This window comes from Mesocryomonas lacus (genome assembly GCF_055730135.2).
The window spans coordinates 1-11,861 of the sequence record NZ_JBUZWE020000022.1 but is presented as its reverse complement, the minus strand read 5'-3'; the positions used below and the strand labels follow the sequence as shown (position 1 = coordinate 11,861).

Here is an 11,861-nt window from a genome sequence, read left to right as displayed (position 1 = left end):
CTTCACTGCTATACCGGGCTGTCGCTCGATCCAATGGCGAACTCCCCCATCGTGGGGGTTGACCAGGTCACCCTTGGAGCCGTCGTTACGGTGGTGGCGCTCTGCCTGTTTGCGACGGCGTTCACGGCCGCGGTCTCGTCGGCGAAGCTGGAATACCAGACGCGCCATGGAGCCCTGCTGAGCGCAGCGCTCACGAACATGTCGAATGGGTTGCTGCTTATCGGCTCGAGCGGGCGCATCACCCTTTTGAACAACCGTCTCCTGAAGCTGTTCGGCATCGACGAGACCTATGTGGCGGTCGGAATGACGTGGCAGGAGTATTTGTCGAAGCTCGGCGCCCACCTCGGTTGGAGCGCCGCGCGGACCGGGAGGGTCATCGAGAACCACGTCGCCTGGTTCGGACGTCAGAACACCACGTATCTGGAACATGCGCTCGACGACGGTCGCGTGATTAGCGTCGCTTGCCGACCTACGGCCGGCGGAGGCGCGGTACTGACCTATGACGACATCACCGTCGAGCGGGAGTCACAGAAAGCCCTCGAGCGTCTGGCATACATAGATGTGCGCTCCGGGCATCGGCGGACGAGTCTGCGACGATGCTCCCGTCGGCCGCCGCGTTCGAGGGCCGATACTCCGAACTGAAGCTTCCCGTCCTCGTCGTGACGGGAGACAGCGACCGCATCGTCGACTACGAGCGCCAGTCCATGCCCTGTGCGAGCTCCTGCCCGAAAGCAGGCTCCTCGTCCTCCCGGGTGTAGGGCACATGGTTCACCACATCGAGCCGCGGAGGATTACGGCGGAGATGTCGGAAATGACGGCCTTGCTTCGAGTGGTTGCCTAAAACGGGGTGAGCAGGATGGGGTTCGAACGTCTGCGAGCTTACGCTGCCGGCGGCGATCGGGAGAAGATTTACCAACACTCGATTCAGCTATATCGGCAAGGGTGTGATGTCACCCAAGCGGCTACCGTACGCCACTCCCTTCGACGATGTTACATCGATCGAACGGAGGCACCCAATGAATTACGAAATCCAAAACACAACGCTCGACCGACTTGCGGCCGCAATTCCGGCCACCTCGCCCGTCTACATGCTCAACCTTCTGCGCTTTCGTCCAGACGGCGGGCGGGAAACCTACTTCGGAGACTATGTGACCGCTTTCCGGGCCATAGCGACCGCCAAAGGCATTGAGGGCATCGAACCGATCTGGACCGGAGATGTGGCCGGCTTCGTAGCCGGCCCAGAAGGCGAGGCTTGGGACGCGATCCTAGTCGTACGCTACCCTTCCCTCGCCGCGTTCCGCACGATCGTGGAAAGCGACCAGTATCGGGATGAGGCCGCACCGCATCGTCTCGCGGCCGTCATTGACTGGCGCCTGATCGCACAGACCGAAATGACACGTTTCGGCTGAACTAGTCGGTCAACCACCTCTTTGGACCTATATGTCGCTGCTTCAGGCGAGGTCCAGGCGGGGCGGATGTCGTTTGAGAAAGGTAATCAACCGCTCCACCCGGGGCGGCGTGAGCCGAGTCTCCCGACGGACGATTGAGACCGGCATGTCGGCATCGCGCCAAGGTCGAAGCAGTTCCACAACGTTGCCGTCTCGCAAAGCTTCCGCGGCGAGAAACAGCGGCGCACGCGCGATCCCCAGCCCGGCAAGGGTGGCGAGCCAGCCGGCCTCGCCGTCGTCGAACGCCAGGACTGGATCAGGCAGCAAACGAGATCGCGTTCCGGTTTCCGGGTCGCGAAAGTTCCACGCCCTAACCAGTCCATCCTTGCTCGCCCGGAAGCCGATCAGCTCGTGCTCCGCCAAATGGATAGGGATCGTCGGACGTCGACGTCCCTCAAGATAGCCCAGCGTCGCACAGACGACCCAAGGACAGGAGAACCAGACCTGCCGCACATGGCCCGGAACGTCGTCGAGGTTCCCCGAGCGGATCGCGACGTCGATGCCATGACTGGCGAGGTCAAGGAACTCGTTGCTGGCCCGAAGATCCAGATGGGCGTCCGGCAGCGTCCGGCGGAGCTCCGGAAGCAGCGGGATCAGGCAGTGGCGCAGGAACGCGATGGGAGCGGTGAGCCGCACGGTTCCGCCCGCGCAGGCCCCAGAGTGGTCGAGAACCTCAACAACATCTTGGAGCGCCGCTCCCGCAGCCCGTGCTGGCTCTATTAGTGCCCTGCCCTCCTCGGTTGGCGATACAGAATGGGTGGATCGGTGCAGCAGCTTGACGCCATGGGACGCCTCCAGTCGCGCCATAGTCTTTGATACGACCGACGGAGAAAGACCCAGCAGTCGCCCCGCTTCAGAGAAGCTGCCAGAGTCGGCGATGGCAAGGAAGCATCGAAGCTGTGAAAAAGAGATATCCGGCATCAGGTAGATGAAGCCACCAACGGATGACATATCCGTTTCGGTCGTCGGCTCCCTCTGCCAAGCTTTCCAGTCTCACAATGCGTAAGAGTCGAGATACCCGCACGCAATGCAACGAAACGTCTGAATTTCATAAACAACCTTGCCTTTAAGTTTCAAACCAAAAAAGCCCTTTTCAGGCTTACCGGATACCCAATTTGTTGATGACAAGAGCGGAGCCTCCCCCTGCTCAAGCAAAAAACCCTCTATCATGTCTGAATTACATCGACTGCACTGATAAGACAAATCCGTAACTTTCTAAACGTGCGTTCAGTCGCGCTTTTGTCGATTTCTTGTGGCCGAATCAACCATTTGCGTTGCCATACGCCCCGGTCAAAAGCGGATCGGCTGGTAGCCTTGATACCAATTGCCAAAATTTCACAGTGTCGAGCGTCATGAACTTTCCAGTCGTGCCCTCGATCAGCAATTGCGGACCTACCGTGTCGACTTACGAACGAACTCAAGAAACGCCCGCATCCCCGCGCTGCTGTGTCGCTTGTTCGGGTAGTACAGGAACCAGCTAGGCAGGCGTGGACTCCAGTCTGTCAGCACGTCAATAAGGACGCCGCTCTCGATAGCATCTCGGGCGTAATCCTCGAACACGTGAGCGATGCCCCTCCCTGCTAAGGCTGCCTGAAGTTCCTGATGCGCCGATCCCAGGGTCAACCGCCCTTCTGGGACGATCTCGACGGCTTCACCATCTTTCTCGAACGCCCACGTGGCGAGCGTGCCGCCGGGATAGCGGCGCCGGACGCAGTCGTGGCCGACGAGGTCGAACGGCGTCTCAGGCCGCCCGCGGCTTTGCAGATAGTCCGGCGAGGCGACGATCGCATAACGCAGAGGCCGTCCCAGCGGCATCGCGATCATATCCTGGGCGAGATGTTGCCCGAACCGGACACCGGCGTCGAAGCCTTGCGCGACGATGTCGACGATGGCGGCGTCGCTGACGATCTCCACCTTGACGTCGGGATGGGCCTCCATGAAGGCGAAGGCGATCGGGCAGAGGACATGGTCCACTGCCGGACCCGGTGCGTTGATGCGCAGCGTTCCTGAGGGGTTGTCGCGCAACTGGTCGAGTTCGCCGACGGCCGTGCGGATGTCGTCCAGCGCCGGCCGAAGCCGTTCGAGCAGCCGCTCCCCCGCTTCCGTCAGCGCCACGCTGCGGGTCGTGCGGTTCAGGAGACGGATGCCGATGGCCTTCTCGAGCACCCCCATCGTCTGGCTCATGACGGATGACGAGACGCCACGTTCGGCAGCCGCGGCGCGAAAGCCCCCGCACCGGACGATCAGGGCAAAAGTCTCTAGGTGATCAAGTTTGACGGAGGATAGGATTGCTCGGCTCCGGAGAACAGCTTGCTTGCTTTTGATCACCTTATCGACGCAGCGCTCTTATGTCACCTTGGGCGGAAGAACAGCCACGGTCCGTTCTCACACGAAAGGACGACAATGCTCACGCTCAACCGACGCAGCATCATGCTGACGGCCCTCGCAAGCGCTTCTGGGTCCCTTCTTACCACCGGGCTTTCCGAAACCGCAGAGGCCCAGCAGACGACAGCGAAGCCGGCCGGAAACGCGGGCCACTACCGGTTCCAGGTGGGCGGTATTACCGCAACTGTGGTCAGTGACGGCGTTATCGGCGGCCCCCCGGCCGTCTACGCGGGCGATGCGCCTGAGGTCGAGCTGGAAGCCGCCTTGAGGCACGCGTTCCTCCCGACGGACTTCATGACCCTGAACCTCAACACGCTGCTGCTGGAAATCAGTGGCCGCCGTGTGCTTCTGGAAGCCGGGGCCGGCAACACCATGGGACCGAACGGCGGCCGCCTGTTCGACAACCTGCGCGGGCTCGGGCTGTCCCCGGACGACATCGACGTGGTGGTGATCTCGCACATACATCCCGATCACGTCGGCAACCTGAGGGCTGCTGACGGCGGGCGCGCCTTCTCCAGGGCCCGGGTGTTGGCGCCTAGGGCGGACTGGGCCTTCTTTGTCGAGGCCGAGCCGGACCTCTCCTACATGCCTGTTCCGCCGGAGTTCCGGCAACGCTTCGCGGCCAACATTAAGCGGAGCGTGCAACCCGTCGCCCAGGGCATCGAGCTCTACGAGGCCGGTACTGAGATCCTGCCGGGCCTGACGACGATCGCTGCGTTCGGCCATACCCCCGGCATGGCGGCCTTCCTCGTCCATTCGGGCAACGACCAACTGCTGCTGACAGCCGATCTCGCCTATCATCCGGTGGTCAATATCGACCGACCATGGCGTCCCGGGCCCGACCGCGACCAGGAGGCCGCCGCGACGGCACGCCACCGCATCTTCGACCAGGCGGCTGCCGACCGGATGCTCATCCTCGGCTTCCACTACCCCTTCCCCGGTCTCGGACGGATCCTGCGCACCGACAGCGGCTACGCGTGGGTACCCGCCGGCTGGCAGTTCTGAAGCACGGGAAGAGGGAATCAACATGACGGAGAAGAACGCCATGACCATCGACCGACGCAGCTTCCTGGGTGCAGCAAGTGCCGCGGCCGTTGGTATCACCACCCTGGGGGCAAAGCGGGTCTACGCGCAGGCGGATTCGAGCCTACCACCCGCTTCCGAACCTCCCCTCACCCGCAAGATCGGCAGGACGGGACGCTCGGTGACGGCGCTCGGCCTCGGCACGTTCCTGACCTTCGACCTGATGCCTGGCGACTCGCGTGAACGTCTTCGCGACGTCGTTGCGCGGTACGTGGCCGGTGGTGGCGGCGTGATCGACACCTCGCCGCTCTACGGCTCGGCGGAGGTCACCGTCGGTGCCTTTTTGTCGCAAATGCCGGAGACGCGGGACATCTTCCTCGCAAACAAGATCTGGTCGACGGGCGCGTATCTCGGCGACACTAGCCATGCGACGGCGAGCCTCGAGCAGACCAAGCTGCGAGTGTGGCGCTCGACGATCGACCTGATGCAATGTCACAGCATCACCAATGCCGCGGTCGTGCTTCCGCTGATGCAGGCGTGGAAGAAGGAGGGGCATATCGGTCATGTCGGCGTCACCCATCACGAATCGTCCTCCCAGGCCGAGCTCACGCGCATCGTCGAAGGCGGCGCGGTAGACGTCGTCCAGACGAACTACTCCATCTTCAACCGGACGGCAGAGGAGCGCCTGCTGCCCGCAGCGGCAGCTCAGGGCGTCGGGGTCTTCGTCAACCTCCCGCTGGAGAAGGCCCGGTTGATGCACGTCGTCCAGAACCATCCCCTGCCCGACTTTGCCGCAGAGTTCGACGCTACGAGCTGGGCGCAGTTCTTCCTGAAGTGGGTCATTGCCCATCCGGCCGTGACCTGCGTTCTCTGCGGGACATCTGACCCGGACCACCTGAGCGACAATTTGCAGGCTCTAAGCGGCGCTCTCCCGAACGCGGCCATGCGCCGACGGATGGTACGGCACATGGAAACCATCCCCGGCTTCGACGCGATCGGCGGCATGCCGTGGTACCCCGGCAAGGATAGCCTCTACCAAGGGCAGATCCGGCGAGCGCAGTCAGTCGCACAAGCTCGTCTGGCCGGATGAACATCAGCGCAAGCGGCTTGTAATCCCTACCCCTCTTGACGATTCGATCTCGGGCTTCAGCACAGCTTTCAAGCGGGTGATGCAGTGGTCTCCCGCATTCGTTCGACAGATGGGCGGACAGCAGCGCAGCATGGATGTTTCGGTCGGAACCGACGGCATCGTAGTCGGATGTACAGGCTGTAAGGGACAAAGGACGCTGGGATCCTCCCGATCGGCGCCAAGCGGCCTGCTATCCCGACCCGGGTTCAATCCTGAGCCGTTGGCCGGACCACGATGCTGCCGATCTCAACGTCGTCGGGCTGCTCGATCGCGAACGCGATAGCGCGGGCGATGGCGTCCGGCGAGATGGCGATCTCATTCTTGCTCTTCAAGATCGCCGCTCGCACGTCGGGATCGGCAATGGAGGCGTCCGCGAAGTTGGTGTCGATGAAGCCGGGTGAGACCTCTGTCACCCTGAGGTAACGACCAGACTCCTGGCGGAGTGCTTCAGTTGCCGTGCGAAGCGCGTTCTTGGTCGCGGCATAGACGCCCATGGTGGGGACGATCTTGATCCCGGCGGTCGAGATCACGTTCACGACATGGCCTTTCTGCTGGGTGACGAAGACAGGCAGCGCCGCGGCAATGCCGTAAAGCGCCCCCTTCAGGTTCACTTCTATCATAGCGTCCCAGTCCTCCACACGGAGGGCATCGAAACGCGAGATCGGGCCGATCCCGGCATTGTTGACGAGCACGTCGAGGCGGCCGAATCGCTCGCAGGCCAGCGCGACCAGCGCCTCGAGGTCGGATCGCCGCGTGACATCGGTCACCCGGAAAACGGCCTGTCCACCTTCCTTTTCGATTTCGCCGGCGGTCTCGGCCAGTTCCCCCTCGTTTCGCGAACCGAGCACAAGGAAGGCCCCGCCTTCGGCCAGACGCAGGGCGGTCGCCCGCCCGATGCCGCGTCCCGCTCCGGTGACTGCAACCACCTTGTTCTTGATTGTCATGAAGTTTCTCCGATCCGGCTTCGTTCCGTTTGGAATCTATGCACGTCGGCCAGGATGATCTATGTTTGAGACACCGTGAAATTATCGCGATACGCCGGATATGATGCACGATCCTTTCTCCGACATTTTCGCTTTCCTGGGCACGCGAGGCGTCCGCGGCACCAGGCTCGAGGCGTCAGGAACGTGGGCACTTTCTTTCGACGGGAGGGCGCGGCTGAAGTTCGTTGCCGTCACACGGGGCAATTGTTGGCTCCTCCTTCCGAACCGCCCACCCGAGTGCATGGCCGAAGGCGACGTTGTCCTGCTCAGCGACACGCGGTACGTCGTCGCCAGCGATCCCGCTCTCGAACCGGAGGACGGGATGGAGCTGTACGCCGCACCCGGGCACGACACCGTGCGGCTCGGTGACGGGAGCGACACGGTCCTTGTCGGCGGGGGCAGCGCCTTCGCGGAAGGTTGCGCCGCCTATGTCTTGGACGCGCTGCCGTCCTTCCTTCGCATCGATCCGTCGTCAGACGAAGCAGGCTCCGTTGCCCGCACCCTTGCGGCGCTTCAAGACGAAGTCCGTCGCGGTACTATGGGAGGATTGCTGGTCGCCGAGCGATTGGCCGAGATCCTCGTCGTGGAAGCCATCCGCGCTTATGTCGCGGCTGGCTCCGCGGATCGCGTTGGATGGATCACGGCCTTGGCCGATCCCCGCATCGCAAAGGCTATCGGCCTCATGCATGGGGATGCTGCCCGTCGTTGGACCGCTCCGATGCTGGCGAAGGAAGTTGGCATGTCTCGCTCGACCTTCACGCAACGCTTCTCGGAACGGGTCGGTCGCCCTCCGATGGACTATATGACACGATGGCGGATGATCGTGGCCGAGCGCATGCTTCGGGCGGGCTTTCCTGTCGCGGCAGTGGCCGTCGAGGTCGGCTACAACTCCCAAGGTGCCTTCGCCCAGGCCTTCAAGCGTACGATTGGCCGCACGCCCAGTTACAATCGCCGGGTAACTGAGGGATCCAAATAACCGCAGGATCGAGAATGACCCCTGACTTCTGCCCGTTAGTCAGATACTCGTCGCTCGCGATACTGCGAAATTAGAGGCATAAAGCTGTTGCGCTGTCCGTCCTCGGACAACGCCCGCAGTAAGCTCAGGCCACCAGCAAGCGCTAATCTTGCTTCTCAGAGCAGCTTCTCCCGAACGGCTTGAAACACTTCCTGACGGTCGCCTGAAAACCCAGGCTGCGAGCCAGGGATGCGTCGACGTGGAGATGCCAAGGGTTCTCCAAGGGCGCGGAAGACCCCTGCATAGGCTGGCCGACCAAAGAGGCTAGTTCGTAGACCGATGCCGGCGCGTCGTCCGCGACATTGACGATCCGACCGTCCATCCTGCCGTCGAGCGCCATCTGCATGGCCGCCGCGAGGTCACGGTGGTGAATCGTGCTCAGCCGCCGGGCAGGATGCCAGTCGCCTGCGGCAAGATGCTGGGGCAGAGCCTCAAGATGCCCGTCGCCATCACCGTAAACGAATGGAAAGCGAAGGATCGACCAGTTCAGCCCGCTTTCGCGAAGGGCCTTTTCAGCCGCGACTTTACTGGCGGGGTAGGCCTGTGGCGGATCGACCGCGTCGTCCTCGCGGCCGGGATGCGGTTTGTCCTTGCCGTAGACGTGGCTGGTACTGGCCAAGATGAAACGGGCGTTTGGCGAATGGGTCTTCACCGAAGCAATCAGATTAAGTGCTCCCTCGCGATTGGTTTTCCAGATCATGTCCTCGTCCGGCGTGCGAAAGACCGCAGCTAGATGGACGACGGCTGACACGCCCTCGACCGCCTCTACGAGCGAAGCAGGATCAAGGATGTCTCCGGGCACGATCGTCGCTCCGGCGGGAGCCATCCTTCCAGGTCGCAAGAGGGCTCGGCACTCAAAGCTTGCGTTCAGGAGACGGGGCAGAAGGCGCACCCCTACCAGTCCGGTCGTTCCGGTCACAAGGATTGTCATGCGTCGTCTTCCTTCTTGGAAAAGGCGCCAAGGCGCTCTGTCGCGGTGCGCAGCACGCGAACCGCAACTGCCAGGTCAGTTGGATCGAGGCCGCCGAAAGCCGCATTTCGGATGAATGTCAGGTCGGGCAGGCTGCTCCACAGCGTTGCCCCGGCCTCCGTGATCTGAAGGAGTTTCTGTCGCCGGTCCACGCGGTCAGGCACCTGTTCGACAAGCCCCTTTCGCACCAAGGTGACGACGATTGAGCTTAAGGTCGCACGTTCGACTTCAAGCAAGCGCATCAGCTCGCGCTGCATGATCGGCCCATCTTCGGCTAACCGATGCAGCACGTACCATTGGGTCGCGCCGAGATCGTAGGGTCTGAGCACATTGTCCATCATCGCGCGGCCGGCCAAGTAGCAACGCTTCGCCCAAGCGGCGACCGAATCGACATCCAGGTTCTCGTGATTGTCTGCCATTTGACTATTATGTCAGCTAGCAGACATGTTGGCTAGCCTTTATTAGAAGCCCAGCAGCAAACCCTCAACGTACGGTCTTACGAACTCCGCTGCGATCGAGCGTGAGTTAGCAAGGATCGTTGCCCCATGCGGGTTGGTTAGCGAAACTTCTGTCAGCAATGCTCAAGGCCGCTCATCGGGGCGTCACGGCGTCACGGTAGCGATTGCCTTGACTGAGCGTTTGAAACTGGCAACGCTGGAAGTTGGGGGCTGACCGAAAGCCCGGCGATACTCGTGGCTAAATTGAGATGGACTTTCATACCCGACATCAAATGCGGCCGAGGCCGCGTCCAACCCGCTTACGATCATAAGGCGGCGCGCTTCATGCAGTTGTAGATGTTTCCGATACTGAACCGGGCTCATCGTCGTTATCGCCTTAAAGTGCCGATGCAGAGTGGAAACGCCCATGCGGGCAATTTCGGCGAGCGAATGAGTGGACTGCCGCTCGCGAAAGTTCTGTCTAAGCCAATCCAGAGCCCGGACCACACCGCTGGAGGTGTCTTCGATCGAAGCGAGGGTGCGCAAGCGCGGGCCGATCGGGCTGATAATCAGCTGATGGCGTCCGGGGTCAAACCTTCAGCCTAGATTCCCTTTGGAGCCGATGGAGCCCGTAGGTGCTCCCCATAGAAGTCCGTGAGGCGTCCGACAGCAAGGTCTAGGAACTCGGGCTTGTAGTACATGTCGTAATGTCCGGCACCGTCGACGACGAAGAATTCTTTCCGGCCGCGGGCGAGCCCGAAAAGCCTCTCACCCTCTTCATACTGCCCTGTGGCGCCACGGCGGCCTCCGACAATCACTTGAAGAGGCTGCGTCAAAAGGTCGGGAACGAGCCCGAACGCGTCGAACCCTAAAACGTGCCCGACGCCACCGAAGTACAGGCGGTTCGTTGAATTCACGTGCCGCCAGGGGGATTCGCGGTAGAAGTGCACGGCTTCAAGCGTATCTGGATCCGTGACTCCTGCCGTTTCGGCATCTGCCAAGCTGTCCGGGATCCACGGGTCACGACGTTGCGCCCCTCCCCTCACCTCGATCGTCCGTTGCCGGCCGACGGCTTCCAGCGTCCGGCGCAGTTCCTCGACCGGCTGCGCGCGACGGAATGCTTTGCCGATGTCGCTAGCGACCACGGTCGCGACCGCCTTGAAGCGGAGCTCGGTCAACGCTGCCTTGACCGCGTATCCGCCTCCCGCACAGATGCCGAGCAGGCCGACGCGGTCCTCGTCGACATATGGCAACGTCATCAGATGGTCGACTGCGCAGCGGATGTCCTCGGCACGCGTCGAAGGGTCCTCGAGATCGCGGGGCTCGCCACCGCTTTCGCCTTGGTACGACGGATCGAACACCAAAGCCAGGTATCCCCTCTCAGCCAACCGCGTCGCATAGTTGGCGCCGATCTGCTCTTTCACGCTGCTGCCCGGCGTGCTCAGAACGATCGCGGGATACGTCATGCCGGGGTTGAAGCCATCCGGACAATGGATCTGCCCTTTCAGCTCGATGCCCCGGTTCATGAAAGCAACTCCGAATGTGCCTGCCATCTCTGTCTCCTGTTGTAATGTCGTTACTCTTTCGCTCGGGACGTCGCCCTTTCAGGCGCGAAGGGTCGATGGGTCTCGAATGAACCGGGTCCCAGGCGATTCAGGCAAGATCCGGTACGCCTTCCGCGAAGAAAGACCAGTCCGCCCTCGGCACCATGGCGGTCGCCCGTGGAAACGGCCGACTGCCGTTCTACGAACGGGACGGCTCCCCTGCCTTGTCGAGCGGCAGATGGATGAGGACGCCGACGTTGCGTGTCGAGCATCGCTGCATGCACTCCGCTGCGGGTTGATGCATCGACAGGTTTCCCAACCCGCTATCTGATCTCGGCGTCCGTTCATGCTGCTTCCATCTGGGGCAGCAGACCCCGTTCTGGGATCGGTGGGCGTTATGGCTCAGATCACTCCCAAGCCACTGAGGTGGGGTTGCTCGAACCGAAGGAACCTGTTGGCCAATGACGTCAGTTCGCGCAGGTTGTCGTCCTTGGACTCAATCCTTTTGCCGTCCTTCGTCACCCGCTCACCGACACTCTCGAGGAAGCGCCATATGTACTCCGTCAACGCTTCGGCGTTGCCCCTCCCTTCGCGAGCGGCAAGGACGAAGAGTTGGCTGAGATGCGCTATCGGAACGCCACCGCCCGTCACGGGCGACGCCAGATGGCGCAGGTCCATGCTCTTCCGGGCACGATGGAGAATGTGTTCGTTCAAAGCAGAACATCTCCCCATCGTGACGTCCGACCGGGTCTGCGCCGGGCTGGCGAGCCCGGCACCCACGAGGATGGTCAGGACTTCCACCAGATCTTGCGATCGACGATCTTTGAGCTGTGGCTGTCGCAGGAGCTCGCCCAAAGTTTTCGCACGGTAGCCGTCCTCGGCGAGCGCCTCGATGATGGGGTCGTATCGCTCCGCGTTCAGTTCCGC

At 62.1% G+C, this 11,861-nt stretch carries 12 protein-coding genes and 1 pseudogene; 5 read left to right on the top strand and 8 right to left on the bottom strand.

Annotated elements, in window-relative coordinates; all coding sequences use genetic code 11:
* The first annotated feature begins 33 nt into the window (after nt 1-33).
* Together ACZLZY_RS23870 and ACZLZY_RS23865 are read left to right on the top strand one after the other, a co-directional pair.
* The gene (locus ACZLZY_RS23870) at nt 34-642 is read left to right on the top strand and encodes a PAS-domain containing protein (protein WP_472936537.1); all 609 of its coding nucleotides are present in this window, start codon (nt 34-36) and stop codon (nt 640-642) included.
* Nucleotides 643-1,016: 374 nt separating this feature from the next.
* Nucleotides 1,017-1,409: a hypothetical protein gene (locus ACZLZY_RS23865; RefSeq protein WP_472936536.1), complete on the top strand. Its 393-nt coding sequence runs from the start codon at nt 1,017-1,019 to the stop codon at nt 1,407-1,409.
* Nucleotides 1,410-1,451: 42 nt separating this feature from the next.
* Here ACZLZY_RS23865 and ACZLZY_RS23860 read toward each other — a convergent pair whose 3' ends face one another.
* Both ACZLZY_RS23860 and ACZLZY_RS23855 read right to left on the bottom strand, forming a co-directional pair.
* On the bottom strand, nt 1,452-2,399 hold the full coding sequence (locus tag ACZLZY_RS23860; RefSeq protein ID WP_472936535.1) for a LysR family transcriptional regulator: 948 nt from the start codon (nt 2,397-2,399) through the stop codon (nt 1,452-1,454).
* A 441-nt stretch (nt 2,400-2,840) separates the two neighbouring features.
* A complete protein-coding gene (locus ACZLZY_RS23855; protein ID WP_472936556.1) occupies nt 2,841-3,737 on the bottom strand; it encodes a LysR family transcriptional regulator in 897 nt (298 codons plus the stop codon).
* A 114-nt stretch (nt 3,738-3,851) separates the two neighbouring features.
* Between ACZLZY_RS23855 and ACZLZY_RS23850 the strand changes: the two genes are divergently transcribed.
* Nucleotides 3,852-4,838 carry an MBL fold metallo-hydrolase gene (locus ACZLZY_RS23850; RefSeq protein ID WP_472936534.1) on the top strand — a complete coding sequence of 329 codons (987 nt, stop codon included), beginning with the start codon at nt 3,852-3,854 and terminating at the stop codon, nt 4,836-4,838.
* A gap of 22 nt (nt 4,839-4,860) precedes the next feature.
* On the top strand, nt 4,861-5,946 hold the full coding sequence (locus ACZLZY_RS23845) for an aldo/keto reductase (RefSeq protein ID WP_472936533.1): 1,086 nt from the start codon (nt 4,861-4,863) through the stop codon (nt 5,944-5,946).
* Between the two features lie 245 nt (nt 5,947-6,191).
* Here the strand turns inward: ACZLZY_RS23845 and ACZLZY_RS23840 are convergent, their stop codons facing one another.
* The gene (locus tag ACZLZY_RS23840) at nt 6,192-6,929 is read right to left on the bottom strand and encodes an SDR family oxidoreductase (RefSeq protein ID WP_472936532.1); all 738 of its coding nucleotides are present in this window, start codon (nt 6,927-6,929) and stop codon (nt 6,192-6,194) included.
* Between the two features lie 100 nt (nt 6,930-7,029).
* Between ACZLZY_RS23840 and ACZLZY_RS23835 the strand changes: the two genes are divergently transcribed.
* On the top strand, nt 7,030-7,944 hold the full coding sequence (locus ACZLZY_RS23835) for an AraC family transcriptional regulator (RefSeq protein WP_472936531.1): 915 nt from the start codon (nt 7,030-7,032) through the stop codon (nt 7,942-7,944).
* Between the two features lie 142 nt (nt 7,945-8,086).
* Here ACZLZY_RS23835 and ACZLZY_RS23830 read toward each other — a convergent pair whose 3' ends face one another.
* From ACZLZY_RS23830 to ACZLZY_RS23810, 5 genes and pseudogenes are all read right to left on the bottom strand, one after another.
* The gene (locus tag ACZLZY_RS23830; protein WP_472936530.1) at nt 8,087-8,914 is read right to left on the bottom strand and encodes an NAD-dependent epimerase/dehydratase family protein; all 828 of its coding nucleotides are present in this window, start codon (nt 8,912-8,914) and stop codon (nt 8,087-8,089) included.
* Nucleotides 8,911-9,372, bottom strand: a complete 462-nt coding sequence (locus ACZLZY_RS23825) for a MarR family winged helix-turn-helix transcriptional regulator (RefSeq protein WP_472936529.1) — start codon at nt 9,370-9,372, stop codon at nt 8,911-8,913. Before ACZLZY_RS23825 ends, ACZLZY_RS23830 begins: the two co-directional genes overlap by 4 nt.
* Nucleotides 9,373-9,555: 183 nt before the next feature.
* Complete coding sequence (locus ACZLZY_RS23820; protein WP_472936555.1) at nt 9,556-9,897, bottom strand: helix-turn-helix domain-containing protein; 342 nt, start codon at nt 9,895-9,897, stop codon at nt 9,556-9,558.
* A 95-nt stretch (nt 9,898-9,992) separates the two neighbouring features.
* Nucleotides 9,993-10,943: an alpha/beta hydrolase gene (locus tag ACZLZY_RS23815; RefSeq protein ID WP_472936528.1), complete on the bottom strand. Its 951-nt coding sequence runs from the start codon at nt 10,941-10,943 to the stop codon at nt 9,993-9,995.
* Nucleotides 10,944-11,336: 393 nt separating this feature from the next.
* Nucleotides 11,337-11,861: pseudogene (locus ACZLZY_RS23810) on the bottom strand (methyltransferase); the annotation flags it as partial.

Bases quoted from the DNA above. Each gene is read 5' to 3' on its own strand.
- ACZLZY_RS23870 (WP_472936537.1), top strand. From the start codon at position 34: ATGGCGAACTCCCCCATCGTGGGGGTTGACCAGGTCACCCTTGGAGCC.
- ACZLZY_RS23865 (WP_472936536.1), top strand. From the start codon at position 1,017: ATGAATTACGAAATCCAAAACACAACGCTCGACCGACTTGCGGCCGCA.
- ACZLZY_RS23860 (WP_472936535.1), bottom strand. From the start codon at position 2,399: ATGTCATCCGTTGGTGGCTTCATCTACCTGATGCCGGATATCTCTTTT.
- ACZLZY_RS23850 (WP_472936534.1), top strand. From the start codon at position 3,852: ATGCTCACGCTCAACCGACGCAGCATCATGCTGACGGCCCTCGCAAGC.
- ACZLZY_RS23845 (WP_472936533.1), top strand. From the start codon at position 4,861: ATGACGGAGAAGAACGCCATGACCATCGACCGACGCAGCTTCCTGGGT.
- ACZLZY_RS23840 (WP_472936532.1), bottom strand. From the start codon at position 6,929: ATGACAATCAAGAACAAGGTGGTTGCAGTCACCGGAGCGGGACGCGGC.
- ACZLZY_RS23835 (WP_472936531.1), top strand. From the start codon at position 7,030: ATGATGCACGATCCTTTCTCCGACATTTTCGCTTTCCTGGGCACGCGA.
- ACZLZY_RS23830 (WP_472936530.1), bottom strand. From the start codon at position 8,914: ATGACAATCCTTGTGACCGGAACGACCGGACTGGTAGGGGTGCGCCTT.
- ACZLZY_RS23825 (WP_472936529.1), bottom strand. From the start codon at position 9,372: ATGGCAGACAATCACGAGAACCTGGATGTCGATTCGGTCGCCGCTTGG.
- ACZLZY_RS23815 (WP_472936528.1), bottom strand. From the start codon at position 10,943: ATGGCAGGCACATTCGGAGTTGCTTTCATGAACCGGGGCATCGAGCTG.